Consider the following 23,315-nt stretch of genomic DNA (forward strand, 5'->3'; position numbering starts at 1 on the left):
GTAAAAATACACCAATTCTTATTCCAATGATAGCGATATGCCATAGTATTAGGTAATTGGCGGTAAATCACCTGCCATTACGTCATTTTTGTCGGTGAATTCTCCGCAAGCTTTCCTATTAATCTTAACGTAATGTCGTAGGGTTTTCGTTTTTCCCAGCGAGATATTAACCAAGAAATGAAACTCAGATTGAAAATATCCCTATTCTCGTCAATTTCCAACATTGAATAAACAGTTTCCTGGAAACTTTGTTGAAAGATGACATCCGGTTTCATCAAATATTTTTCAACCAGACCTAGAAAATCCAGCACCCTCATCTCATTCACTTTTAGTAGATATTGCTTATACCGCCGTTTAAAACTCTTTACCCGTGACATAGCCAACTCAATATTCTCAAACTGCGCATGCAGCAATATTTCCATCAGATTTTTACGGATGCTCCACAACATCCCTAATTTCTTTTCATACCAAGCGTCAGTATGTGTCAATTTTGACAGGGTCCGCATTGTCTTAGGATCATTCAATTGACCTAAGAACATCGCCTTACTTAAAACCAGGTCATCGATATCGATCTGTGAACTTTGCTTCCCTAAATTATCCAATGCATCATCGATCGACAAAATTGCTTCCTCTGCCCTTCCAGAAAAAAAATAATTCAAAGCATACAGCAATTGTTTTCTGTTGCTTAATACCGCTCTATATTGTTTATTCTGATTTACCAATTCATCAAATTCCCTCAGGTATTTCAAACTTTCGGCAAAAGACCTATTCCTTAAACTAAAGTTCGCCAGATAATAGAGAATGTGTAAATGATAAAAAACCTGCGTTGGCTGATTAATCTTTTGGCTTTCGATAAACTTATGGCTCTTCTGCAAATACTTACCCATCAATCCATAATTCTGCTGGATAGCCGCATATTCATTGGCAATAAACAGAATCTGATAAAGCGATTTATAATTCATCAAGTCCAACATATTGATCTGAAAATGCTTAATCGTCTTCTCGATCAATTCAGTCAGATTAATGACTTTAGCTTTCAAATGAATCTCATTCAATTCTTTCCGCAGAGCAGCATAAGCTAGCCGCAATTTCGCCTCTCTTTGCATATGGTTCTGATTGATTCTGAACTTTTCGGTCAACTCATCCAGATTAACCGTAACATCCAAGTGCGAATACTGTAGCTTCAACAACAGGATTTCATTCAACAGGCTAAATTGCTCTTGAGCTTGAGCCAGTTTTTCAGCCTTTTCCAATGACCTAAAACCGATCTTGACCAAATTATTTTCCAAAAGATATCTGGCCACCACAAAATTCCTCAAGATATCATAAGATTCATCCGTACTGTTTTCAAAGGTCTTTTGAGAGAGAAACAACAATAGGCTATCATGCAATCTTTTCCTTAATGCATGATACGCATCCCTATTTTTTGCACCTTTATAAAGATTATCTATTGATTTTATATCGTCAGTTTCTATCAAATTGAATAACTTGATATTCTTGACATCATCCCTTTTATTCTTCTTCTGTAAATAGCCTTTAAAATCAATAATATCTTGATTATTCAAAACTTTAATCAATTCATTCAAGGAATCCATACGCCATTTATTTATTAAAAATCAACATAAATCTACATTTTATATCATCAGTTTACAATATTTATTTGGTTTCATAGGCAAAATTTCTAGCCGACCTTTGGGTCAGTATTAATCATAAAAACAAAAAAATATGGAACCGCTAAATAACAAAACTGAGGAGATGTCAACTCCATTAAAACAAACGGATGAGAACAGAAAATCATTCAAACCTACAGCAGCCTTTGTTGGCGCCTCATGGATCGCCATGCTGACCGGTATCGTGGGTTATTGCATAGGTCTATGGAATGCGACCATGGAGCTCAATGAAAAGGGATATTACTTTGTCATCCTTCTTTTCGGACTATTCGCCGTTATCTCCGTTCAAAAAAGTGTGCGGGACCGGGCAGAAGGTCTTGCTGTTACCGAACTCTATTATGGCATCAGTTGGTTTGCCACCTTGGCCTCGATTATATTATTGATCATTGGCCTCTGGAATGCCGATCTATTCTTAAGTGAAAAAGGATTTTACGGAATATCGTTTATCCTGAGTGTTTTTGCAGCCATAGCTGTACAGAAAAACACCCGTGACGCTAAATTATTTAAAGAGGAAAACATATAACTTAGCGGTTACCCTGCAGTGTCGAGCAATTGGCCTGCAGGGATTTTTACGCTAATTGTTATTTTCACGTTAGAAACTTAATAGATTTCGCATGAAAGATCTAGAAAGAAAAGACCTAGAGCTGCTCTCCGTTCATTCCGACATCAAGGAAAACGAACTCCAACAGTCTCTGGAAGAATATATATACCCCAAACAAGACGCATGGGCACGGTTTACACAGATCGTCCTATTGGCATTGGGAGTCGGCTTCATGGCCGCCGGAATTGTCTTTTTCTTCGCCTACAATTGGGAAGACCTCGATAAATTCATCAAACTGGGGATTGTACAAGGCTTAGTCATTATCACGACCAGCCTGAGCCTGACCCTCAAAACCAACAAACTATTCAAGGATATCATCTTAACCGCTGCTTCCCTCCTAGTCGGAGTGATGTTTGCCGTCTTCGGGCAGGTTTACCAAACGGGTGCCAATGCCTATGACTTTTTCCTTGCATGGACCATTTTCATTAGCCTTTGGGTATGGGTATCCAAATTCCCGCCACTCTGGCTTATGTATCTAGGCCTCGTTAACCTCAGCATATACCTCTACTACGAACAGGTGGCTAGGTATTGGGATTTTATTTACCTGTCATCAGGCCTGTTTGTCTTAAACGCAGCCTTTCTTTTAGTCTGTATCTGGATCAACGAACAGAAAAAAGGAGAAGTCCCTGCCTATTTCAACAATATCCTAGGATTAACAGCCGCAGTCTGGTCCATCTATAGCAACATCTATTGGATTATGGAGAACCGATACTATGACATGCCAGTAATTCTTGGAGCAACTCTCCTATTTTATGGCTTAGGCCTTTGGTATGGGAATAAAAAGAACAATCCCTTCTATATGGGATTAATACCCTTCAGCTGCATTATCATTTTCGCATCCGTACTGTTGAAGATTTACGATGGCATGCAGATGTATCTATTGATTTCAGTATATCTCATTGTCACCGTCAGCCTTGTTATCTGGAACCTTATAAAAATGCAAAGGAGGAATCATGGAAAATAATCAAACCCAAGAAGCACTTCTAAAAGTTCAAGGCACGATTGGAAGAGAACTAAACATAGACCAAGCCGCAATAAACAGGGACTTGCTAAAGGATAGGCATAGCCAGTCCATGACCATCAAGGTCCTGTCCGTTATTGGAGGCATCCTAGCTACAGGTGCATTTTTACTGTTTTTGGAATTGGCCAACTTCTCTTCCAATCACATCCCGCTGTTTATCCTATCTGGAATATTCTTTATTTCCGCCATCTGGATCAACAAAAAATATGACCGTGTCCTATTCGACACTTTATCTGTCTGCATCTATCTACTCAGCTTTATTCTGTTTGGAATGGGCTACAGTAAATTCGACGGCTACACAGATGTGCCATTATTCGTCTACCAAGCACTTGCAATCCTCACGATTATCATCAGCAGGAGCTATATTCTGACGTTTTGTGCTATCCTCATTTCTACAGGTACTTTTTTGGCCTACTTTAGCTACAAAGAGGTCCCTGAACTAAACAATGCCCTTTTGGTCCTAGTTGCTATCCTTTTCATTTATTTCACTTTCAACGAAGGTAAATTGATGAAACGTAAGGCAATTCAAGGAAAGCGTTATTTGGCAATCCGCACAGGCTTGGTTTTTTCTTATTTGATCTGTCTTTATTATTGCAGTCGTCCGAACTATATGCCAAACGCTTGGATTATTGATTGGGCAACCTCAGGCGTTTTGATTGCCATGACGCTTTGGCTCATCAACTGCTTACTCAATCGATTCCTTTGCGAAGAACTCGGCAAGAAAATCTTTATTTCCTTAGTTGTCCTGATCTGTTTAGGGTTTACGGCTATGAGTCCTGCAATTTCCGGATCCTTATTGCTGTTGTTGGTAAGCTTCAAGGTCAATTACAAAACCGGATTTGCCCTAGGCATTATTGCTTTTATTTATTTCATCGGAATGTTTTACTACGATCTTGACATCAGTTTATTGAAAAAATCCATTGCCATGTTTGTCTCTGGCGTATTTTTCCTGCTGTTGTACCTTATGATCTTCAAAAAATCAATTTCACATGAAAAAGCTTAGCATTATTATCATAGTCATCAATCTGATCGCTTTATTGATTTATTTCAATTACAGCATCCGACAAAAAGAAGATATCCTGAAAAATGGAAAACTCGTCCTTTTAGAATTGGCACCCGTTGACCCAAGGTCCCTGATGCAGGGCGATTACATGCGACTGGCTTATGAGATACAGGATAACTTTGTCATAGACAGCATCCCTAAGCGCGGATTTGTTGTCTTAAAAGTTGACAATAACCAAGTCGGTAAAAGCATCCGCTGTCAACCCAACAGAGAACCCCTGAACCCAGGAGAATTCCTGATAGAATACACCCGACCTGAATCTTGGCTACTCAATATAGGCGCAGAATCCTATTTCTTCGAAGAAGGAACTGGCCAACGCTACGAAAAAGCCAAATATGGCGGTTTAAAAATCGACGAAAACGGAAATAGCCTGTTGATAGGGCTGTATGATGAGAATGGGAGGAAGATATGAGGAAGATTTGAGATATGAGATGTGAAATATGAGATATGAGATATGAGATATGAGATATGAGAAATTTCACGTACTATGTGTAGGAAAAAAAAAGAGATAGTTTCAACAAATGATATAGCCGGTTGATATCTCAAGTCTCATATCTCACATCTCATATCTAAAACAAAGAAGGGGTTTCTTTATTGAAACCCCTTCTTTGTTTTATCTGTAAACCTTAGAATGGCAAATCATCATCATCTGATGAATTTGCAGATATATCTACCGGTGGCATGTCTGCGTAACCTGGTGCTGGAGCTGCTTGAGCGGTATTCGCTACTTTAGTGACTCTCCATGCTACTAGGGAGTTAAAATAAGTTGTCACTCCATCCTTATTCGTCCAAGGACGACCACGTAGATTGAAAGATACTTCAACTTCATCACCAACAGCTAGATTATCAAATATGTTGACGCGGTCTTGTGTCGACTCAAAACGAATGTACTCTACAAACTGTGGGTTTTCAGCATAGGCAACGATCAAATCTCTCTTCTTGAAAGACTCTGTTACTTGTTGCGTCGCCCCTATCTCATGTACTTTTCCTCTTATTTCCATAACTTATTTATTAAACCGTAAAATTAAACATTTTTTGCTAAGAGAATAAGTAACTTTGCACAAATATGGCAGAAGTTTTCAACAAACAGAATAAGGTAATCGTTACTTGCAACCGTAGGTTGTCCCCTTATTTGGAACAGGAAATCCGTGAATTGGGATTTGATATCAAACGTGCATTCAACACCGGCGTAGAGCTACAAGCCTCTGTAAATGAATGTATCAAGTTAAACTTAAACTTACGTATCGCGAGTCAGGTTCTCTATGAATTAAAATCATTTAGAGCCCATAATGCAGACGAACTTTATAAACAATTAGTGACTATTCCATGGGAAGATTTGATTCCGATCGATGGATACTTTTCGGTAACATCCCATGTCCACAACGAGACCATTACCACTCCGCTCTTTGCAAACGTGAAGGTCAAGGATGCCATCGTAGACCGTATCAAAGATAAAAAAGGGATGCGTCCGAATTCAGGTCCAGACCTAAATCGTGCTGTCATCCACCTGCATTGGATGGAAGACCGCGCTGAAATCTTCTTGGATACTTCTGGCGAAACCTTGGCTAAGCACGGCTATAGAAAACATCCTGGAAAAGCTCCAATGTTGGAGGCTTTGGCGACTGCAACCATTATGGCAACCCAATGGGATGGCAAAACCCCATTCGTAAACCCGATGTGTGGTTCAGGTACCTTAGCTATCGAAGCTGCCCTAATGTGCCAAAACCGTAAACCTGGTTTGCAACGCATGAACTATTCCTTTATGCACTTCATCGGATACAATGAGGAGGTCTTCTTCGAGGAACGCCGTATATTAAAGGATATCACCGACAAGTCCAACCTTCCACATATTATTGCATCTGATATCTCTGCCGATGCAGTTGAAATTGCCAGACTCAATGCCCGTACCGCTGGTGTGGAACATTTGATCGAATTTGAAACCTGTGATTTTGCGGAAACTACTATTCCTGAAGGCGATGGTGTCATTATGTTCAACCCTGAATATGGCGAGCGCCTAGGTGTACATAGCAAACTGGAGATCACCTATTCCCGAATTGGCGACTTCATGAAACAGAGTTGCAAAGGATACCGTGGCTATATCTTCACTGGAAATCCAGACCTGGCCAAGAAAATTGGCTTGAAAGCTTCCAGAAGATTCGAGTTTTTCAATGGTAAACTAGACTGTAGGTTATTGCAATACGAATTGTACGATGGTTCTAAAGACAGATAGGCAAGAACAGCTCATCCTAAAGACGGCTGCTTTTGTCGAAGATAAACTGAAAGATGCGGAGTCTGGCCACGATTGGTGGCATATCCTCCGCGTCTGGAACAATACCAAACTGATCCTGAAAGAAGAGGAAGCAGATGCCTTTGTATGCGAATTGACAGCCCTGTTGCATGATATTGCAGACAGTAAATTCCACAATGGGGATGAAAGCATCGGTCCTAGGGTAGCTGGCGAATTCTTGAAATCCATTGAAGTCGAAGATACAGCCATCGAACATGTACAAAATATTATTTTGAACATGTCCTATAAAGCATCTTTAGGCGAAGTCAGTTTTCACTCCAAGGAACTGGAAATCGTTCAGGACGCAGACCGCCTCGATGCGATCGGTGCCATAGGCATCGCTCGTGCTTTTAACTATGGCGGTTATAAAAACAGGGAAATCTATAATCCTGAAATCCCCCCTTTGGAAAACCAAAGCAAGGAAACCTATAAAAACACTACCGCTCCTACCATCAACCATTTCTATGAAAAGTTACTGTTGTTGAAGGATAAAATGAATACCGAAACTGCCAAGAAAATTGCGCTGGGCAGGCACCAATTCATGGAATCATTTCTGCAACAATTTTATAGCGAATGGAACGGAAATCGATAAATTAATAATATCTTAATATTAATTGGGTAAATTCGGGACATGTTTCATAAAAACATGCTCCGAATGAAATTCAGACAGCTAATTCATATTACTGTATTCTGCCTATTCTTATTTCCTAACCTAGTCTTCAGCCAAGAACAAGACTCCGTTCAAATTACCCATGCAAACTGGAATAAGAAAGAAATCAAAAAAGGCATCATTTGGTATCAAGGCCATTTTGAAAACCTATTCAATGCGGTCCAAGAAATCAATTGGGTAGAAATCGACCTGCGTAAATATCACAAAAACATACATATTGCCGCAGAACCTTCCAAATTAATCCCAACCTCTAGCTTTGCGGAACAAAACCAAGCATTAGTCGCCATCAATGCCTCTTTCTTTGACATGAAAAACGGCGGTTCGGTCGACTATCTCAAACTGAACAACCAAATACTGAGTCAGTCCAAAGTTAAACCCAATGCTCGGGCAAATGCTGTTTTTAGCATATCTAAGAAGAAACTGAGGATCCAAGAAAACACAAAACAAAACGTAGAAGAGTCCAAAGCTCCATCCATTATGGTTGCCGGACCTCTCCTATTAGTTGAAGGGCAATATGCAGAACTCGCAAAGAATGCATTCAATGACAACCGCCATCCTCGCACGGCCATTGCCATCAGTTCAAAACATAAATTGATCTTAATGGTTGTTGACGGTAGAAGCAATATGGCCAATGGAATGAACCTAAAGGAATTGAGCCAAGTATTGAAGTGGATTGGAGCAAAGGATGCGATGAACCTAGATGGCGGAGGCAGCAGCACCCTGTACATCAAGGGAGAAGGCAGCAATTCCATTGTCAATTACCCATCGGACAACAAGAAATTTGACCATGAAGGCCAGCGTTCTGTTGCCAACATTATATATTTAAAATAATTAGAATAAAATAAAATGAAAAAACAGGTATTTTTAGTAGCTATGACCATGATTATCCATGTAGGATTATTTGCACAGACTTCCATTATCGCTCACCGCGGAGCATGGAAAAACAGCAAAGTTCCTCAAAATTCAATTGCATCCCTAGATGCTGCAATCTCTCAAGGAGCATGGGGAAGTGAATTTGATGTGCACCTTACTAAAGATGATGTTTTGGTGGTAAATCATGACCATGATTTCCATGGCCTAGAAATCGAAGACCTTACTTATCAAGAGTTATTGGCGAAAAAACACGATAATGGCGAGTCCCTCCCAACTGTTGAAGAATACTTAAAAGCAGGTTTGAAACAAAAGGGAACTAAATTGATCTATGAATTGAAAACAAGTAAGCTTGGTAAAGAAAGAACCATGAAAAACGTGGAACTTTCATTGGCCCTGGTCAAAAAACTTAAAGCTGAAAAAATGGTGGAATTCATTGCCTTTGATTGGGATGCATGCCTGAAATTCAGAGAACTTGACAAAAAGATCAAGGTTCACTACTTAAATGGCGACAAATCTCCAGCAGAGGTAAAAGCAGCTAAATTAACTGGGGTAGATTACCACTTTAGCATTTTCCAAAAGAACCCGAACTTGATCAAGGAATTCAAGGCACTGAAATTGAAAACCAATGCTTGGACCGTGAATAAAGAAGAGGACATGAAATTCTTTATTGATCAAAAAATTGATTTTATCACGACAGATGAACCTGAACTATTAAAAACATTATTGAACAAATAAGATGAAAAAACTATTAATCAGCCTAAGCCTAGTGTTATGTATGGGATTTTCCTATGCACAAAAAATGAATGTTGCTTCTTTCAATATCAGGATGAAAACCGACAGTGATGTGGGCAACCTATGGAAAGATCGCTATACGCACCTGACCGACCTGATCAAATTCCATGATTTTGAAATCTTCGGTGTTCAAGAAGCGTTTAAAGAACAGTTGAATGATATGTCAGCTAAATTGCCTGACTTCAAATACATCGGCGTTGGTCGTGATGATGGAGCGGATAAAGGTGAACATTCCTCAATTTTCTATGACAGCAAACGTTTTGAGGTCGGCAAAAGCGGAACATTCTGGTTATCCCCTACCGACACGGAAAAACCTAATAAGGGTTGGGATGCCGCACTTCCTAGAATCTGTACTTGGGGTATTTTCAAGGACAAATCTAATGGCAAGAAATTTATCTTTATGAATACGCATTTTGACCATGTTGGCGTAGAAGCACGTAGAGAAAGCGCTAAATTGATCCTTGCCAAAGCGAAGGAATTTGCAAAAGACCTTCCATTGATCTTAACTGGTGATTTCAATATCGATGAAACCAATGAAGCTTATTTCACCCTTGCAAAAAGCGGTGTTGTACAAGATGTGTACGACCTGGCGAAAATTAAATATGAGCCAAATTCATCTTTCAATGCATGGGGCAAGAACATTAAAGAAAAAGCAAGAATCGACCATATCTTTATTACAAAACCATTTACAGTGCGTAAATATGGGATCTTGACCGATACTTATATGGGTAAATTCCCTTCAGATCACTTCCCAGTAATGGCAGAATTGAGCTGGAAATAAAAAATAACAAGCAAGAAAAAGGCTCCTCACTGAGTAGTCATGGTCGGAAGATTTTCTTCCGACTTTTTTGTTTTTTATATGTGCAAAAAATAATTTTATAATTATCTGATAATCAAACAATTAACTTGTTTTTGTCGTTTAAATTTTGTATGTTTATACTGATAATCAAACATTTATATCAGTATTCAATGACCACAAAGTTTCCCTTAGTCAGGTTCTGGATTTCATTCCCGAGGCGCTTTTAAGCCATCTTTCAGCGACCACCAATGTTGACCACTATAGTAAAGTGCTCCATGGGAGGAAAATGTTCTATCTGCTTTTATTCTGCGTCTTTGACAACGATAGATTGAGCCAGAGGACACTTGAGGACACTTTTAACAGCAGCGGCTTTAAGGCCCTGTTTGGATTGGGGGAAGAAGAAAAAGTTCGCAGGAGTTCTATCTCCGAGAGACTTTCCAAGATCGACCCCAGTTATTTCAAAGAAATCTATGAGCAGATGTATTTGCGGCTTGCGAAATCTTATAATAAAACGGAGATAGCCAAGTACAACCTGATACGAGTTGACAGCACTATTGTTGCCGATGCCTGCTCTAAGTTAAAAGAGGGGATTGACCAGAAAAGCGGTAAGAAATTAGTGAAATTCAGTTTTTCATTTGATGGCATCTTACCTTCGGGAGTAGAGGTATTTACAGGCCAGAAATACTCTTCCGAAGAGTCCGCACTCCCGGAAGCTGTTTTAAAACAAGTAAGAAAAGAAGAGCATCACGACAATATTTATGTCATGGACAGGGGCCTGCAATCAACACGGTCGAAGAAAGAATTTGAGGAAGGGTCCGTGAAATTCATCATTCGTTCGAAAGATAACAGAAAATTTGAAGAGATTGAATCATTTCTTGACGAGAAAGAATCTCCCAAATGGGATGATTGGGAAGTGCTGAAAGACAGCAAGGTAAAGCTTTACACTGGAAGCCCCGTCCAGAACAAACGGGGCAAACTGCATTACCGGCAAGAGAAAGTAGAAACCTTATTCCGTTTGGTGGTCATCAGGAACCAAAAAACGAACAAAGAATTCTGGTTCCTGACCAACGAATTTAAACTCTCTGCCAAGGAAATTTCTGATTATTACAGAAAGCGGTGGGACATTGAAGTGTTTTTCAGGTTCCTGAAACAGGAACTCAACCTAAGTCACCTGGTTTCAATGAACAAGAACGGGATTGAAGTGATGGTCTATATGACAATGATTGCAGCGATGCTTTTGTTGATCTACAAAAAAGCCAATAATCTGGGCTACAAAACCGCTAAAAGACGAATAGCCATGGAGCTCCGGGATATGATAACTGCTATTCTAATCATATTTGCAGGAGGCGACCCAGGTAAAGTTTTTAAAACATAAAAAATGGTCGGAATTTCTTCCGACCATGACTACTCACTGAGGAGCCTTTTTTGTTTTCAATTACTCCCATTTTAAAAGATGTAAAACCAGGAACTATCTGATACATTTACACAATTTTTCGGGTTACTACAACATATTCATCTTATAATTGTTATAACATTCTACTTATGAATTAGCTATTTTTGAATTATGAAACATTTCAAAAGCATAACCCTACTTGGCCTATTTAGTGCCAGCCTTTTTATCAGTGGCTGTGAAACCTTGAACCAAGCAGGAATTACCCTTCCACCACAAGGAACAGGTTCCACAAATCCCAATACAGGCGGATCTGGAAGCGGCCAATCTACTGGAACCATTACCCAAGCTGAAGCTACTACCGGAGTCAAACAAGCTCTAAACAATGGCTTGCAACAAAGTATCCAGACATTATCTGTCAAAAATGGTTTCCTAGGGGATGCCGCAGTAAAGATCTTGATGCCAGAAGAAGCTAGAAAAGTAGAATCTGCCCTTCGTGCCGTGGGAATGAACAAATTATGCGATCAATTTATTGCCAGCATGAATCATGCTGCAGAATCTGCCGTTAAGGAAGCATCTACGGTATTCATCAATTCCCTGTCTAAAATGACAGTCAACGATGCTTTTAACATTCTATTGAGCGGTCAGCAAGATGCAGCCACCAATTATTTCAAAAAAACAACTTCCTCTGAATTGACGACAAAGTTTAGCCCTATTATTCAAACTGCCATGGGTAAAAACAATGTGTCAACTTATTGGAATCAATTGACAAGCGCTTATAATAACTTACCCCTAGGCAATAAGATCGAAACGGATCTAACGGCTTATGTTACCCAAAAGGCTATCGATGGCCTATTCGTAAAAGTAGCCGACCAAGAACTTAAAATCCGTAAAAATATCGGCGGCGCCAGAAATTCCGGAATCTTGGATAAGGTGTTTGGATGGGTAGATAAGCAGTAAGGGAGATATGAGATGGGAGATATGAGAACTGCATAGCTCCTTTTTTCGAGAAAAATTGATTAATTAGGTAGGATGAGGATTCTGCCTAATTTTTTTTCTTCTCTGGGTAATGGTAATTGGAAACTCCCAGAAGGCAATGTCATTAAGTTAAGAAAAAAACAACAATAGACTCATTGTTACTTTTGAAGCGCAAAAGTACCAAACCGACGAAGGAACCAAAAACAACTCGAATCCGTAAACGCTTCGGCCCATTTAAGGATTACCAATCTCATTGTTACTTTTGGAGCCCAAAAGTAACCAAAACCGACGAAGGAGCTCACGGATACCAAAAACAACTCGAATCCGTAACACTTCGGCTCATTTAAGGTGGCTTTTCGCACAATCATCCGCACATGAAAAGAATGCCTTGTTGTCGGGAATATCTTTCAATAGATCATCCCTTTTGATGGGATGATCTATTGAAAGCATTCCAAGGCCAATCCCATCGCACAGGACATCGGCATTCTATCCATTTTTCCGCCAAGGAAATGAGCCGGGGGCTAATGGACTTCCTGCGGAAGGATTGATGTTTGTTTAGGTAGGCAACCCCCAGAGGGGGTGACATCTTTATAGAAAATTGAATCGCTTAAAGGATAACCCCTAACGGGGGTGAAATATTTTTCAATAAATCACCTTTATCGGGTCAAATCAATAAAAAATAGATTCTTCGCGGTGCTCTGAATCCCTCCCCAACCCATTTCCAATTCTGAACGATTAGTGAAGAATCTGTACGAAAATGCCCCAAAATATGCTTGTCATTATCCATCGAAGATGGATGACCTGTTCGCCATTCCAATCATGGTTTGCTTAGTTCCGAGAACCTTCGTGCCTCAGGTTGACACAGGGATAAAAGGGATTTTTTGCGACGTACTGCCCTAAAAGGGCAGAATTATTTTAGGGCAGAATTATTTTAGAAAAAAACAATATCCTTGAAAATTTTCAGGAACTTCTCTTCGGGACTCCTTTTACCCATATTCGAGACATATTGCGAAAATTCCGAATATGTCTCGAATAAGATCAAGAAAACCTGAAAGGATAATTTAAAATTTCAATAAAATAGGCTGGCAACAATACTGCTATATATTACGATTTAATGGCAGTGTTTTTAGTTAAGAGGGTAATAAATTTGTAGTTTTGTTAAATGGAAATTAATCAGATTCAAGATTTTCAGGTTGCTGAAAATTTTATCAAATATGTTCAGGTGGATACCCAATCTGACGCACAATCAAGTACAGTACCTTCTACAGAAAAACAGAAAGACTTAAGCAGGATATTGGTTGAGGAATTGAAAGCTATGGGAATCGAAGATGCCCACCTAGACGATCTAGGCTACGTATATGCGACAATCCCTTCCAACACTGACAAACAGGTGCCGGTAATCTGCTTCTGTTCACATGTAGACACTTCTCCTGATTCTTCCGGAACAAACGTTAAACCATTGGTTCATCAAAATTATCAAGGTCAAGACTTAGTTCTTCCTGATGATGAAAAAATCGTGATCCGTATGGCCGACCACCCTGACCTGAAAGATCAGATCGGAAATGACATCGTAACGGCAAGTGGAAAAACCCTGTTAGGGGCTGATGATAAAGCTGGCGTTGCCGAAATCATGGATGCTGCCCGCATCTTGATGAGCAACCCAGAAATTAAACACGGCGATATCAAGATCTTATTTACTCCGGATGAAGAAATTGGTCGTGGTGTAGACCATGTAGATTTACAGAAATTAGGTGCTCAATATGCCTATACCATGGATGGGGAAAGAGCAGGTACTTTGGAAGATGAAACCTTTTCTGCGGATGGCGTGAAAATCAAAATTGATGGAATTTCCATTCACCCCGGTTATGCTAAAGGGAAAATGATCAATGCGATCAAGGTTGCTGCGGACATTGTGGACAGCCTACCAAAAGAACGTCTATCTCCTGAAACCACTCATGCCAAGGAGGGATTCGTGCATCCAACCAATATTGAAGGTACGGTAGAGGAAGCTTCATTGAACTTCATCATCCGTGACCATGATACCAAAAAATTAGCTGAACATGAGGCTGAATTAGAAGCCATCGTTAAGGAGGTTTTAGCCAAATACCCTGGTGCCAACTACACATTCCAAGTTATCGAGCAATATCGCAACATGAAAGAGGTATTGGATAAGGATACCAAAGTAGTGGAAATAGCCATGATGGGGATCGAACGTGCAGGAATGAAAGTAGAGAAAAGAAGTATCCGTGGGGGTACAGATGGCTCAAGGTTATCCTTTATGGGATTACCTTGTCCGAATATCTTTGCTGGCGGACATGCCTTCCATGGTAAGCAGGAATGGGTATCTATCCAAGATATGCAAAAGGCAGTTTTGACCATTTTACATATTGCAGCCCTTTGGGAAGAGCTTTCATAATTAAACAATAAAACTAGAAATTTAGACCATATGCTACAGAACGAAGTATTAAAGAACATAGAATACAGAAGAGCGGTATTCCAGGCGAACTACACCGATCAAGAGGTTACTCGCGAGGAATTATTGACCATTTTGGAAGCAGCAAATGCAGCTCCTACCCATAAACGTACTCAACCATGGAGATTTGTGATCTTCCGCAATGAAGGTTTGATCCGTTTAGGTGATGAACTCGCTAGAATCTATAAATCGGTAACGCCTGATGAAAAATATACGGAGGCTACTGAACAGAATATGGCCAAGAAAGCGACCCAATCCAAGGCTGCTTTAGCAATTATCGTCGATTATTCAGGCGACCTTCCAGAATGGGAAGAGTTGGCAGCTACAGCATGTGCCGTAGAGAATATGTGGTTGGCTGCAGCTTCTATCGGCATCGGTGGCTATTGGGCGACTCCTGGATTGATCAATCATATCGGTCCATTCTTGAACCTGAAAGAAAACCAACGTTGTATCGGGTTTTTCTACATGGGACACCATGAGTCAGAACCGAGAGAGCCTGTTAGAGGTCCAATCGAGGATAAAATCCGCTGGGAAGAATAAGAAATAAAAAAGGTCAAGGAGAAACTCCTTGACCTTTTACTTATGCCCATTACCATACTACTCAACCGCTATTGCTACGCCCCCATTTTCACCAGTCCATCTCACTTTTTGTTCAATAAATGTTGAGATAATCGCATCTAAATTTTTATTGGTCGAGGAAGTCACTTGAATATCCTGAGGTTTCCCATCGATTACATTAAAAGTAATCTGTACATTTCCCCTATCATTAATATCCCGTAATTCGGAATTCAACTCTTCATTGAATTTTGCCCAACCTCCAATAGGTACCGCATCGGCATTTTCCATGATCATGGATTGCACATGCATCTCATGTTCCATCAAAATAACTTCATTGTTCCGTTCCGTTTTCTGATGGGTGATATATTTGAAAAGGATCAGTGAAGACGCTACCAAGAACAATACCGCAGCAGCCATTCCCACTGTCAATCGTTGCCAGTTGTAGAACCTCCGTTTTTTATCCTCCGCTTTGGCTTCGATTTTCTTGGCCAATCGTTGCTGCAAGATACTCAGTTGATGGGAATCCACTCCTTGCTGGAGCTTATATCCATCGATGGCATCCTGTAAAAATGGATCATTCAAGGCTTCACGTTCCATATCGTACATCTCTTCCTTACTCATGAGCCCCATGACGTAATTGTGAATCCGCGTTAATTGATAATTATTTTCCATTACTTTTTCTCCATACAAATTTTAAGATTCCGCCTTCCGTTCTGTATATAGCTCTTTACCTTGGCTATATCATATCCCGTTTGGTCAGCGATATCTTTATAACATTTCTGTTCCAGATAAAACATCCGGATGCAGAGCTCCTGCTCTTGGTTCAAGCCCGCGATGCAGGATTCCAATTTTTCAAAGTCTTGCTCCCCCCATTTCTTCTCATCATCATCGTTGAGCATCTTCTCCGATTCATAGAGGTTTTCCTCAATATCAACCTTCGTGATCTGCTTGTTTTTCCTTAGCTGCATTAAGCAGAAATTGCGCGCATATACATAAACCCAACTCTTGAAATTATCCACCTCATACACGCGCAACTTATTTATTAGCTCATCGAAAATCTGCATGACCGCATCTTGGCTTTGCTCGGCATCCTGAAGGTACTTATAGCAAACACCATATAACAAGGACATGTATGGTGCATACAGCTTACCCAGCGCATCCAAACTGCCAGTCTCTTTATAGTATTGCAACAACTGTTTTTCGTCCATGCTATTTTCTCTTCATGTATATGATGATTTCAGACTTGAATTTGCACAATTTATTTTAAATATTTTCATCCATCCGCCTAAATAAAAAAGCCTCAAATCATACAGATCGAGGCTTATATATTTTGAATAGCAAGAATTAACCAAACAAGGCAATCGCTAACACCAAGGTCACAATGATATTGAATGTTTGTGCGATTAGGAATGCATATAATGGTTTCTTATTGTCTTGTTTAAACAGATCCTTAAAGTTTGTTTCCAGACCGATAGAGGTAAAGGCAATGGCAAACCAAAGACCTTGAACACTCTTTAAACTGTCCTTGATGGATGCTGTGGTTTCAGGTGATACCACAAAGGAGAACATCAGGGAAACAAATACAAATCCAACCACAAATTTCGGAAACCTCTCCCAGATCAATTTCAAGGTTGGTTTTTCCCTTTTGGTTTTATCATCTACAGATTTAGAGTATGTCCAGTAGATACTGATGAAGAAAGCAGCAATACCCAACAGTACATTCTGCGAGAATTTAACGATGGTACTGATCTTTAACGCTTCCTCACCAACCAATGTTCCGGAAGCTGCAACTGCTCCACTCGTATCGATACTACCACCTAACCAGGCTCCGGTAACTTCTTGGGATAAACCCATCAATTCTGCTAGATAAGGCATAAAGATCATCATCGGTACGGCAGTCACCAACACCAAGGAGATGATATAGGATAGCTTTTTATTATCGCCTTCGATTGCTCCAGAGGTTGCAATCGCGGCGGAAACCCCACAGATCGAAACCGCACTGGAAAGCATCAGGGACATTTCTTTATCTATCTTAAATTTCTTACAGATCCAGAAAGCAAAGTACCACACAGATACCACCACGACTAGAGCTTGGATTAGCCCTAGGGAACCGGCCTTTAAGATATCGCCAAATATGACCGTGGTACCTAAAAGGACCAAACCGATCTTGACATACATTTCTGTATTCAGGGCTGCCTTGAACCAATCGGGCAACTTAAAGAAGTTGCTGATGATCAAGCCAATAGCTAAACTGAATATCACTGCCTCTAAATTAAAACTCTTAACACCTGAATTTCCCGCCAATACCAATGCAAAAAGGGTCAATACATAGATCATTGGAAATACGATCAGCAAGGCCTTGAGGCTTTTCTTGAGCAAGAGGGCGCCTAATATAGCGGTAATATAGACTAAAATGAATTGAAGGCCCATAGCCCCTAAATTGGATGCGGAAAGTACTTTTGAGCTGAGTTCAGCAGAGTTTGACCAGCCGAAAGATGGTACAGGCACGACGAAACCAAGCAGGGCAAGCCCAATGATTCCGAATCCCAAGATAACAACTACCCAATCCTCAGAAAGTTCAAATGTTTTGGCAGACATAAAATGTTTAAGTTGATGATTTAATTAATTGATCAAATGCGGGCTGAATATAGGGAAAATTAAACTGAAAGCCATTTTTTAACGTTAATAATGTTGTTACCGGTACGGTTTCCAATAAGAGTGAGGAATCCACTCCTTTCACGAAGGCACCCATTTTGGCCATGAAAGCAGGCAGTGGCAAACCAAATGAAACACCGCAGGATTGCCTCAATTTTTGCATAAACTCGGCATTGCTCACAGGGTTAGGGCTGCATGCATGATAAATGTCGGCTCGTTGCTCAGATTTGATAATCCAATCGATCAGCCCTACGAAATCAGCCTCATGAATCCAGGAAATTAGCTGCTTGCCATCGCCGACCTTTCCTCCCAAGCCCATTTTTGCCAAAGGATAGAGCTCGGCAAACATCCCTGATCTCTTGCTTAAGATTGGACTCATCCTCAAGATCAGTTTTTCGGTATGTGGGGTATTGGCCGCCAAAAATGTTCTTTCCCATTCTTGTGCTAAGGTTCCTAGAAAGTCATTGGAATAATCAGTGGAAGTTTCATCCTTTAGACCTATGGCTCCATCGAAAATGGATACCCCAGAGAAATTGATCCAGAGTTTGACCGGATCATTCAATTTCGATATTGCTTCGCCCAGTAACCGGGTTGGAACTATCCTCGAACTTCGGAGTAATTCTTTGTTTTTTTTGGTAAATCTCCTATTGATGGAAAGTCCGCAAAGATTGATGAGCACATCTGCTCCTTCCAATTCTTTTTGCCAAGAATCGAGGTTTTCTGCATCCCAATACACAAAGTCTACCTGAGGGTGATGTTTGACCATTCGCTTCCGACTCAATACGATGATCTCATGATCCTGTTCTCTAAATAGACTGATCAATAAACTCCCTAAATTCCCGGTGCCTCCCGCCAATACGATCTTTGCCATAATTAAATTTTTATTTTGATGTGGTAATGGTCCTTCAGTGCTATCCGCGCAGCATGGAATCCACACATCCCGTGAACTCCACCGGCTGGAGGAGTAGATGAAGAACCGATATAAACATTAGGATTGGATGTGCGATAAGGGGTCAAGGATCGGGTTGGCCTGGTGAAAAGCTGCATCACATCCATCTGTCCGGCATTGATATCACCACCGATATAATTTGGATTGTATTGTTCCAGCTGCTGGGTATTCATGCATGACCTCGCCAAAATGGTATCCTTAAAGCCTGGAGCAAACCTTTCAATCTGATTTTCGATGGCCTCACTGCGATCCGCAAAGGAGCCATGAGGAACATGGCAATAAGCCCAACCCGTATGTTTTCCTTCAGGTGCTCGGCTAGGATCGAATCTACTTGGCTGAGCGAATAAGACAAATGGCCTTTCCACAAGCTTGCCCTTGAAAGTATCTAATTCATTTTTCGCAATTTCTTCAAAGGTATTTCCAATATGTACGGTTGCTGCCAATTGGCTCCTCTTATCAGTAAAGGGTGTAGGTTCGGACAATGCCCAATCCATTTTATATACACCCATGCCATAACGATAAGCTTCCAATTGTTTTCTATACCCTTCCTTCAAGTCAAGGCCATTGATCTTTAAGATCTGCTGAGGTGTGAGGTCAAGGATCAGAAGCTTATGTTTTGGAAGATCATTGACATCTTCTAGCCAAAAATTAAGCTGCAATTCTCCGCCTAATGATTGGTAATAAGCCAACATGGCATCCGCAATGGCTTGCGATCCACCTACCGGAATCGGCCAGCCTACTTTATGTCCCAAGGTTCCCAATACCATTCCAATCGCTGCTGTACTCAATTTGTTGAAAGGCAAAATGCCATGAGCCACTAGCCCTGACCATAAAGCTTTGGCTTCTACAGTCTGGAATCGATCGGCAATGGCATCTGCACTGCGCAATCCGGATAAACCGAACTTGGCCATTAAAAATGGGTTTTTCGGAATTCTTAGTGGACCAAGTAGGTCTTTGGACAAAGAATCCCAATTTTTGACAAAAGGTTCGAGGAGAGCATCGTAAGATCTGAAATCCTGCCCTAACTCCTGTTGCATCAATTGCATATCCTGATGTAACACAACGGCACGACCTGAATCTAAGGGTTGGGAAACTTGATATTCCGCTGTTTTGAAAGTCAGTCCAAAATCCTCTAGGGGAAGGGAGCGCATAAAGGGCGAGCCCAGAGCCATGGGATGGATTGCCGAGCAGACATCATGATTAAAACCCGGAAGAGTAAGTTCCTTGGTTCGCATTCCGCCACCTACCGTATCGGCACCCTCGACAATCAAGGTGCTTAGCCCTTGTTTTTGAAGGGTAATGGCAGCGGCGAGTCCGTTGGGTCCGGATCCTATTATAATGGCATCGTAACTTTTCAAATTATCGCTATGAATCTTAAAGTTAAGATAAAGCAATGTGAATTGCTAAAATGAAGGGCTACAAAAAAGAAAAAGCCCCATTGCTGGGGCTTTTAATCATAATCAACCTTTAATACTTAGAAACAGTATTTATTTTCTTCAATTAATTTCTTCGCAATTCTTTGGCGAGCTTCTTTGACATTGAATGGTTGTGCTTTTGTAAAGCGACGTAGACCCACCAACATCATGTTCAACTCATCTCCTTCTGCAAAGGAATTTAATGCTTCTTTACCGGCAGCATTGACTCTGTCAATCGCTCCATATAGATATACTTTAGCCATATCAGCAGCATAGTCTGCATGCTCTCCTGGTTGTGTATGCTGCAATTTTTCTGCACGCAACAACACCGATTCAGCAACATATACATAGCCGATAATATCAGCGATATTCATCAAGATTTCTTGTTCTTTGGACAAGGACATCATCAGTTTTTGAACCGCAGCGCCAGCAATCATTAAACCAGCTTTCTTCAAGTTGGCAACGATTTTCTTTTCAGCTGCAAATGCTGTTTCATCTTCTGGGCCAAAGTCAGGGATAGACATCAGTTCTCCTGCTACGGCTTGAGCAGGTCCCATTAAGTCTAACTCGCCTTTCATCGCGCGTTTCAACAACATATCCACCACCAATAGTCTGTTGACCTCATTGGTACCTTCAAAGATTCTGTTGATACGGGAATCGCGGTAAGCTCTTTCCATTGGAGCTTCAGAGGAATAACCCATACCCCCATAGATCTGAACGCCTTCATCAACCACATAATCCAACATCTCTGAACACCATACTTTGATGATAGCACATTCAATGGCAAATAGCTCTACTGATTTCAGTTTCGCTTTTGCTTCATCCATTCCCGAAGCGATCAATGCTTCGTAAGCATCATCGATATTCTGTCCGGCACGGTATGCCGCAGATTCATTCGCGAATAGACGGGTAGCCATTTCTGCCAATTTATAACGGATAGCTCCGAATTTCGAGATTGGCAAGTTGAACTGCACGCGCTCGTTAGCATAATTGATCGCAGTGGTCAATACGGCACGTGAAGAACCGATAGTTGCAGCTCCAAGCTTGATACGACCAATATTTAAGATATTTACGGCAATCTTAAATCCGTTCTCTCTTTCAGAAAGCATGTTCTCAACTGGAACAGGGCAGTCATTGAAGAAGATTTGACGGGTTGAAGATCCTTTGATACCCAATTTATGCTCTTCAGGGTTCATGGAGATACCACCGAAATCCTTTTCTACGATAAATGCCGTTAAGTTTTTATCATCATCAATCTTGGCAAAAACGATGAATACATCTGCGAAACCACCATTGGTGATCCACATCTTTTGTCCATTGATCAAGTAATGTGTTCCTTCAGCATTTAACTTTGCAGAGGTACGGCCAGAGTTTGCATCGGAACCTGAATTAGGTTCTGTCAAACAATAAGCAGCTTTCCACTCACCCGTTGCTAGCTTAGGGATATATTTATCCTTCTGCGCATCATTCCCATAATACAAGATTGGTAAGGTTCCGATCCCTGTATGGGCAGATAATGCCACGGCAAAGGAGAATCCCCCACCTACAGCATCAGCCACTAACATGGACGTATTGAAGTTCTTACCGAACCCACCGTATTGCTCAGGAATCGATACGCCTAACATACCTAGCTCACCAGATTTGTCCATTAGGCTCTGCATCAATCCTTCTTCTTGGGCATCGATTCTCTCCAATTTATTGAGAACCTCAGTATCCAAGAAATCAATACAAGTTTGACGGATCATTTTCGCTTCCTCATCAAACTCCTCTGGGATGAAAATATCAGTGTATGGAGTTTCGCGAATTACGAACTCACCACCTTTGATTGCCTTATTTTTTACTTCTTCGCTCATGATATCCTTTTTGATTTAGAATAAGTGAACAAGCACCTTCTTCTGATTTTATATTTTGTTAGTTTAATTTGTCTATAGTAGTTCAAAAATACCTGCAGCGCCTTGTCCTGTTCCCACACACATGGTAACCATACCATATTTCTTGCCTCTGCGTTTCAGTTCGTGCAGCACTTGCACTGTCAGTTTAGCACCGGTACATCCAAGTGGGTGACCCAATGCGATAGCACCACCATTCACATTCACTTTTTCTTCGTCCAATCCCAATTCACGGATAACGGCCAAGGATTGTGAAGCAAATGCTTCGTTCAATTCGAAAAGATCAATATCCTCTTGTTTCAAGCCAGCTTGTTTCAGCGCCTTTGGAATCGCATAGATAGGTCCAATACCCATGATACGCGGTGGCACACCAGCTACGGCGAAGGATAGCAATTTGGCAATTGGCTTCAGGTTTAATTCCTTCATTTTCTTTTCAGAAACCACCAAGACAAAAGCAGCCCCATCTGAAGTCTGTGAAGAGTTACCAGCAGTCACCGATCCTTTGGCATCAAACACAGGTCTCAACTTGCCTAAAGCCTCCAAAGAGGTATCAGCACGAGGTCCTTCATCTGTATCGACTACATATTCTTTGGTTGCGATCTTGCCATCTTTCACGTAGTTATCCTTCACCTTGATCGGAACGATTTCATCCTTAAACTTACCCGCCTTGATCGCTGCAACAGCTTTCTCATTTGATTTTAGGGCAAATTTATCTTGATCCTCCCTGGATACATGGTAATCCTTGGCAACAGCTTCCGCTGTTAGGCCCATTCCCCAGTACCAATCCGGATGCTCTTTAGCCACTACGGCATTCGGAACGATCTTCCAGCCACCAAATGGCATTCCAGACATCACCTCTACCCCACCGGCAATGATCATATCCGCCATTCCAGTTTTGATCTTCGCCACTGCCGTAGCAATGGTTTCCAATCCAGAGGCACAATACCGGTTTACCGTCAACCCAGGAACCTTATCGGTATCCAATCCCATCAAAGAGATAAAACGTCCGATATTAAGCCCTTGCTCTGCCTCGGGCATGGCATTTCCAACGATTACATCGTCAATATCTTCTTTATTTACATTTGGAACCGATGCCATTAAATGCTTAATCACATCCGCCGCCAAATCATCCGCACGCATAAATCGAAATCCTCCTCTCGGAGCTTTCCCAACTGCTGTACGAAATCCTGCTACAATGTATGCTTCCATTTTTTTAAATAGATATTAGATGT

22 protein-coding genes are annotated in these 23,315 nt (G+C 40.9%); 13 read left to right on the plus strand and 9 right to left on the minus strand.

Going from position 1 to position 23,315, the window contains the following annotated elements:
* Nucleotides 1-77: 77 nt before the first annotated feature.
* Nucleotides 78-1,595 (minus strand): hypothetical protein, encoded by a 1,518-nt coding sequence (locus ACK2WI_RS16235; RefSeq protein ID WP_409151587.1) that lies wholly within the window; start codon nucleotides 1,593-1,595, stop codon nucleotides 78-80.
* A 130-nt stretch (nucleotides 1,596-1,725) separates the two neighbouring features.
* Here ACK2WI_RS16235 and yiaA point away from each other — a divergent pair, with 130 nt between their 5' ends.
* The 4 genes from yiaA (at nucleotide 1,726) to ACK2WI_RS16255 (ending at nucleotide 4,767) form a co-directional block, all read left to right on the plus strand.
* On the plus strand, nucleotides 1,726-2,193 hold the full coding sequence (gene yiaA / locus ACK2WI_RS16240; RefSeq protein ID WP_313368105.1) for an inner membrane protein YiaA: 468 nt from the start codon (nucleotides 1,726-1,728) through the stop codon (nucleotides 2,191-2,193).
* Nucleotides 2,194-2,284: 91 nt separating this feature from the next.
* Nucleotides 2,285-3,235 (plus strand): DUF2157 domain-containing protein, encoded by a 951-nt coding sequence (locus ACK2WI_RS16245; protein WP_409151588.1) that lies wholly within the window; start codon nucleotides 2,285-2,287, stop codon nucleotides 3,233-3,235.
* A complete protein-coding gene (locus ACK2WI_RS16250; protein WP_409151589.1) occupies nucleotides 3,225-4,295 on the plus strand; it encodes a DUF4401 domain-containing protein in 1,071 nt (356 codons plus the stop codon). The genes ACK2WI_RS16245 and ACK2WI_RS16250 overlap by 11 nt, the downstream gene beginning before the upstream one ends.
* Nucleotides 4,282-4,767 (plus strand): GDYXXLXY domain-containing protein, encoded by a 486-nt coding sequence (locus ACK2WI_RS16255; RefSeq protein ID WP_409151590.1) that lies wholly within the window; start codon nucleotides 4,282-4,284, stop codon nucleotides 4,765-4,767. Before ACK2WI_RS16250 ends, ACK2WI_RS16255 begins: the two co-directional genes overlap by 14 nt.
* A 214-nt stretch (nucleotides 4,768-4,981) precedes the next feature.
* Here ACK2WI_RS16255 and ACK2WI_RS16260 read toward each other — a convergent pair whose 3' ends face one another.
* Nucleotides 4,982-5,356 (minus strand): DUF3127 domain-containing protein, encoded by a 375-nt coding sequence (locus tag ACK2WI_RS16260; protein ID WP_093101488.1) that lies wholly within the window; start codon nucleotides 5,354-5,356, stop codon nucleotides 4,982-4,984.
* A 65-nt stretch (nucleotides 5,357-5,421) separates the two neighbouring features.
* Here ACK2WI_RS16260 and ACK2WI_RS16265 point away from each other — a divergent pair, with 65 nt between their 5' ends.
* From ACK2WI_RS16265 to ACK2WI_RS16305, 9 genes are all read left to right on the plus strand, one after another.
* Nucleotides 5,422-6,585 carry a class I SAM-dependent RNA methyltransferase gene (locus ACK2WI_RS16265; RefSeq protein WP_409151591.1) on the plus strand — a complete coding sequence of 388 codons (1,164 nt, stop codon included), beginning with the start codon at nucleotides 5,422-5,424 and terminating at the stop codon, nucleotides 6,583-6,585.
* Entirely contained in the window at nucleotides 6,566-7,234 is a 669-nt protein-coding gene (locus ACK2WI_RS16270) for an HD domain-containing protein (RefSeq protein WP_409151592.1), read from the plus strand. Before ACK2WI_RS16265 ends, ACK2WI_RS16270 begins: the two co-directional genes overlap by 20 nt.
* Nucleotides 7,235-7,297: 63 nt before the next feature.
* On the plus strand, nucleotides 7,298-8,143 hold the full coding sequence (locus ACK2WI_RS16275; RefSeq protein WP_409151593.1) for a phosphodiester glycosidase family protein: 846 nt from the start codon (nucleotides 7,298-7,300) through the stop codon (nucleotides 8,141-8,143).
* 15 nt (nucleotides 8,144-8,158) lie between these two features.
* Nucleotides 8,159-8,920: a glycerophosphodiester phosphodiesterase family protein gene (locus tag ACK2WI_RS16280; protein WP_093101494.1), complete on the plus strand. Its 762-nt coding sequence runs from the start codon at nucleotides 8,159-8,161 to the stop codon at nucleotides 8,918-8,920.
* Nucleotide 8,921: 1 nt separating this feature from the next.
* The gene (locus ACK2WI_RS16285) at nucleotides 8,922-9,758 is read left to right on the plus strand and encodes an endonuclease/exonuclease/phosphatase family protein (protein ID WP_409151594.1); all 837 of its coding nucleotides are present in this window, start codon (nucleotides 8,922-8,924) and stop codon (nucleotides 9,756-9,758) included.
* 145 nt (nucleotides 9,759-9,903) lie between these two features.
* Nucleotides 9,904-11,151 carry an IS4 family transposase gene (locus ACK2WI_RS16290; RefSeq protein ID WP_409151595.1) on the plus strand — a complete coding sequence of 416 codons (1,248 nt, stop codon included), beginning with the start codon at nucleotides 9,904-9,906 and terminating at the stop codon, nucleotides 11,149-11,151.
* A gap of 189 nt (nucleotides 11,152-11,340) precedes the next feature.
* The gene (locus tag ACK2WI_RS16295; RefSeq protein ID WP_093101497.1) at nucleotides 11,341-12,126 is read left to right on the plus strand and encodes a DUF4197 domain-containing protein; all 786 of its coding nucleotides are present in this window, start codon (nucleotides 11,341-11,343) and stop codon (nucleotides 12,124-12,126) included.
* A gap of 1,180 nt (nucleotides 12,127-13,306) precedes the next feature.
* Nucleotides 13,307-14,560, plus strand: coding sequence for a peptidase T (pepT, locus tag ACK2WI_RS16300; RefSeq protein WP_409151596.1), 1,254 nt, complete (start codon nucleotides 13,307-13,309; stop codon nucleotides 14,558-14,560).
* Between the two features lie 30 nt (nucleotides 14,561-14,590).
* Nucleotides 14,591-15,157: a nitroreductase gene (locus tag ACK2WI_RS16305; RefSeq protein ID WP_313368115.1), complete on the plus strand. Its 567-nt coding sequence runs from the start codon at nucleotides 14,591-14,593 to the stop codon at nucleotides 15,155-15,157.
* Between the two features lie 57 nt (nucleotides 15,158-15,214).
* On the opposite strand, the gene ACK2WI_RS16310 is transcribed toward ACK2WI_RS16305, so the two are convergent.
* The 7 genes from ACK2WI_RS16310 to ACK2WI_RS16340 all read right to left on the minus strand — a co-directional run bounded on the left by ACK2WI_RS16310 (nucleotide 15,215) and on the right by ACK2WI_RS16340 (nucleotide 23,292).
* Nucleotides 15,215-15,796 carry a hypothetical protein gene (locus tag ACK2WI_RS16310; RefSeq protein WP_139185546.1) on the minus strand — a complete coding sequence of 194 codons (582 nt, stop codon included), beginning with the start codon at nucleotides 15,794-15,796 and terminating at the stop codon, nucleotides 15,215-15,217.
* Nucleotides 15,797-15,846: 50 nt separating this feature from the next.
* Complete coding sequence (locus ACK2WI_RS16315; protein WP_093101504.1) at nucleotides 15,847-16,383, minus strand: RNA polymerase sigma factor; 537 nt, start codon at nucleotides 16,381-16,383, stop codon at nucleotides 15,847-15,849.
* A gap of 136 nt (nucleotides 16,384-16,519) precedes the next feature.
* The gene (locus ACK2WI_RS16320; RefSeq protein WP_093101506.1) at nucleotides 16,520-17,773 is read right to left on the minus strand and encodes a YeiH family protein; all 1,254 of its coding nucleotides are present in this window, start codon (nucleotides 17,771-17,773) and stop codon (nucleotides 16,520-16,522) included.
* A gap of 7 nt (nucleotides 17,774-17,780) precedes the next feature.
* Entirely contained in the window at nucleotides 17,781-18,701 is a 921-nt protein-coding gene (locus ACK2WI_RS16325; RefSeq protein WP_409151597.1) for a TIGR01777 family oxidoreductase, read from the minus strand.
* A gap of 2 nt (nucleotides 18,702-18,703) precedes the next feature.
* Nucleotides 18,704-20,137 carry a phytoene desaturase family protein gene (locus ACK2WI_RS16330; protein WP_409151598.1) on the minus strand — a complete coding sequence of 478 codons (1,434 nt, stop codon included), beginning with the start codon at nucleotides 20,135-20,137 and terminating at the stop codon, nucleotides 18,704-18,706.
* Between the two features lie 116 nt (nucleotides 20,138-20,253).
* On the minus strand, nucleotides 20,254-22,047 hold the full coding sequence (locus tag ACK2WI_RS16335) for an acyl-CoA dehydrogenase family protein (protein ID WP_409151599.1): 1,794 nt from the start codon (nucleotides 22,045-22,047) through the stop codon (nucleotides 20,254-20,256).
* Between the two features lie 72 nt (nucleotides 22,048-22,119).
* Entirely contained in the window at nucleotides 22,120-23,292 is a 1,173-nt protein-coding gene (locus ACK2WI_RS16340) for an acetyl-CoA C-acyltransferase (protein WP_093101510.1), read from the minus strand.
* Between the last annotated feature and the right edge of the window lie 23 nt (nucleotides 23,293-23,315).

The organism is Sphingobacterium sp. BS-2 (assembly GCF_046161205.1).
Lineage (GTDB): Bacteria > Bacteroidota > Bacteroidia > Sphingobacteriales > Sphingobacteriaceae > Sphingobacterium > Sphingobacterium mizutaii.

Coding starts and splice junctions, on each gene's coding strand:
- ACK2WI_RS16235 (WP_409151587.1), bottom strand. CDS start 1,595: ATGGATTCCTTGAATGAATTGATTAAAGTTTTGAATAATCAAGATATT.
- ACK2WI_RS16320 (WP_093101506.1), bottom strand. CDS start 17,773: ATGTCTGCCAAAACATTTGAACTTTCTGAGGATTGGGTAGTTGTTATC.
- ACK2WI_RS16275 (WP_409151593.1), top strand. CDS start 7,298: ATGAAATTCAGACAGCTAATTCATATTACTGTATTCTGCCTATTCTTA.
- ACK2WI_RS16310 (WP_139185546.1), bottom strand. CDS start 15,796: ATGAGTAAGGAAGAGATGTACGATATGGAACGTGAAGCCTTGAATGAT.
- ACK2WI_RS16285 (WP_409151594.1), top strand. CDS start 8,922: ATGAAAAAACTATTAATCAGCCTAAGCCTAGTGTTATGTATGGGATTT.
- ACK2WI_RS16280 (WP_093101494.1), top strand. CDS start 8,159: ATGAAAAAACAGGTATTTTTAGTAGCTATGACCATGATTATCCATGTA.
- ACK2WI_RS16315 (WP_093101504.1), bottom strand. CDS start 16,383: ATGGACGAAAAACAGTTGTTGCAATACTATAAAGAGACTGGCAGTTTG.
- ACK2WI_RS16340 (WP_093101510.1), bottom strand. CDS start 23,292: ATGGAAGCATACATTGTAGCAGGATTTCGTACAGCAGTTGGGAAAGCT.
- ACK2WI_RS16325 (WP_409151597.1), bottom strand. CDS start 18,701: ATGGCAAAGATCGTATTGGCGGGAGGCACCGGGAATTTAGGGAGTTTA.
- ACK2WI_RS16255 (WP_409151590.1), top strand. CDS start 4,282: ATGAAAAAGCTTAGCATTATTATCATAGTCATCAATCTGATCGCTTTA.
- ACK2WI_RS16270 (WP_409151592.1), top strand. CDS start 6,566: ATGGTTCTAAAGACAGATAGGCAAGAACAGCTCATCCTAAAGACGGCT.
- yiaA (WP_313368105.1), top strand. CDS start 1,726: ATGGAACCGCTAAATAACAAAACTGAGGAGATGTCAACTCCATTAAAA.
- ACK2WI_RS16260 (WP_093101488.1), bottom strand. CDS start 5,356: ATGGAAATAAGAGGAAAAGTACATGAGATAGGGGCGACGCAACAAGTA.
- pepT (WP_409151596.1), top strand. CDS start 13,307: ATGGAAATTAATCAGATTCAAGATTTTCAGGTTGCTGAAAATTTTATC.
- ACK2WI_RS16250 (WP_409151589.1), top strand. CDS start 3,225: ATGGAAAATAATCAAACCCAAGAAGCACTTCTAAAAGTTCAAGGCACG.
- ACK2WI_RS16335 (WP_409151599.1), bottom strand. CDS start 22,047: ATGAGCGAAGAAGTAAAAAATAAGGCAATCAAAGGTGGTGAGTTCGTA.
- ACK2WI_RS16295 (WP_093101497.1), top strand. CDS start 11,341: ATGAAACATTTCAAAAGCATAACCCTACTTGGCCTATTTAGTGCCAGC.
- ACK2WI_RS16305 (WP_313368115.1), top strand. CDS start 14,591: ATGCTACAGAACGAAGTATTAAAGAACATAGAATACAGAAGAGCGGTA.
- ACK2WI_RS16265 (WP_409151591.1), top strand. CDS start 5,422: ATGGCAGAAGTTTTCAACAAACAGAATAAGGTAATCGTTACTTGCAAC.
- ACK2WI_RS16245 (WP_409151588.1), top strand. CDS start 2,285: ATGAAAGATCTAGAAAGAAAAGACCTAGAGCTGCTCTCCGTTCATTCC.